Genomic DNA, 1,624 nt, shown 5'->3' with positions numbered 1-1,624 from the left:
GTTAGCTCATTTAATATGAGTGAGGAACACAGCTAATTATGGGCTGAAAGAGTGTCAGGGAAGCGCTCGTTCAGGGTTGACAAAGGGAGTCATACCAACACCCAAATAAGGGGCACAAACATGGCGGCTATAATCGGAACGAAGTGACACAGCCGCCATGTTTGTGTCCCAGCGAGCTTGCGAGCGACTTAATTTTTTTGTTAGGTATGCACTACTGCGCATTATCTAGTGCAAGCTTCACTGCTTCAAAAGAGTCTTTACCTACTTCCCGTTTTGGAATCACAAACGCCGTTGCGGGAGTGTTATAAATGAAAATATAGTCTTCATTACTTTCTATTTTCACCAGCGCGTCCCAAGTAAACTGGCTGCTGCTATTAGCCGTTGACTCACTTACTCCAACATCAGAAATAACAACCTTATGTTCGCAAAAAACTTCCTTTTGAAATACCTCAGCATACTTCCTAGCGTATCGTTTGTATGCAAAAAACGTCCATAGGTAAGAAGCCAAAGCTCCGAGAACTCCTCCAATATAGAAGCCAACTTTGCCAGTACTTAACGCAAATACTGAAAAGGCTATTAATAAGACAACAGGAGTTACATATAGATTTATGATTTTACGCCGCTGATATGGTCTAGCATTCGCGAGATGATGATCATTGAACGCGACTAAATCATCTTTTGTATTGGTGTACCTAACTTCCATGACATTCCTTGCATACCTAACTTTTAAATAAGGGGCGCAGGCATATGGGGCATAATGGCGAAGCCGCCCTGCGTGTATGCGTCCCAACGAACGAAGTGAGTAACTTAATTTTCTTGTTAGGTGCGATTTTATTTTATATACAAAGAAACAAAAACGTAAAAAGACAAGACAAGTATATTTACTATTATTGGAGCAGCTATAAACCACCATATAGCTAACCATCTTTTAACTTTAAAATTTGTAGCTACAGCTTTATAACTGGCGATTAGAGACCAAACAACAAAAACCATAGCTACAATTGAAAATATATAATCTTCACTATAGAAGCTTAAATAATCTTTATAACAAATAGTTACAATAAGCATTCCTATTGCAACTGGTAAGGCGTATACCATATTAGAAATAACGTAAATAGAGCGTCCTAGTTCTCGATTGAACTGACCAGCACCACACCACTTTATTCGTAAGTTATAAAACCAACCGCCGATCCACCATATTAACCATGCAAAGAGAAGACCGATAACCAAAGATACAGACCAAAATACAAACCAGCTAGTAACTATTGTGTTTAATAGAGCCTCTTTAGATTCTGGTACATTAACCATATCGTAGCGAATTACTTTTTGCTCTATCCTTTCAAAGACGACAATGACACTATAAAAAGTCGTAGCCAAAAAGATGAGCCAACGATTTTGAAGTAAGTTTGTATCTGAAAAGAATTGTGAGGGTCTAAAATATAGACGGTAAAATTGATTGAAAATTGATGTCATTTAAATTCCGTTTTTGAAAAAACACAATAGATTGAACATGTGTTTGAGCACCTAACTTTTAAATAAGGGGCGCAGACGCGTGGGCTATAATGCGAAGCAGCCCACGTGTATGCGTCCCAGCCTGCGCTAGCAGGCGACTTAATTTTTTTGT

Annotated in this window: 2 protein-coding genes; both read right to left on the bottom strand. The window is 38.7% G+C overall.

What is annotated here, in order from left to right; genetic code table 11:
• Positions 1-211 precede the first annotated feature (211 nt).
• Entirely contained in the window at positions 212-703 is a 492-nt protein-coding gene (locus LHL20_RS20860) for a YcxB family protein (protein WP_226434679.1), read from the bottom strand.
• A gap of 128 nt (positions 704-831) precedes the next feature.
• Positions 832-1,473: a YIP1 family protein gene (locus tag LHL20_RS20855; RefSeq protein ID WP_226434678.1), complete on the bottom strand. Its 642-nt coding sequence runs from the start codon at positions 1,471-1,473 to the stop codon at positions 832-834.
• Between the last annotated feature and the right edge of the window lie 151 nt (positions 1,474-1,624).

This window comes from Alteromonas sp. McT4-15, from assembly GCF_020515205.1.
GTDB lineage: Bacteria > Pseudomonadota > Gammaproteobacteria > Enterobacterales > Alteromonadaceae > Alteromonas.
Note: the sequence above shows the minus strand (reverse complement) of the source record. Positions and strands in the feature narration are given on the sequence as shown.

Excerpts from the sequence above, each read along its gene's own strand:
- LHL20_RS20855 (WP_226434678.1), bottom strand. The coding sequence starts at position 1,473 with ATGACATCAATTTTCAATCAATTTTACCGTCTATATTTTAGACCCTCA.
- LHL20_RS20860 (WP_226434679.1), bottom strand. The coding sequence starts at position 703 with ATGGAAGTTAGGTACACCAATACAAAAGATGATTTAGTCGCGTTCAAT.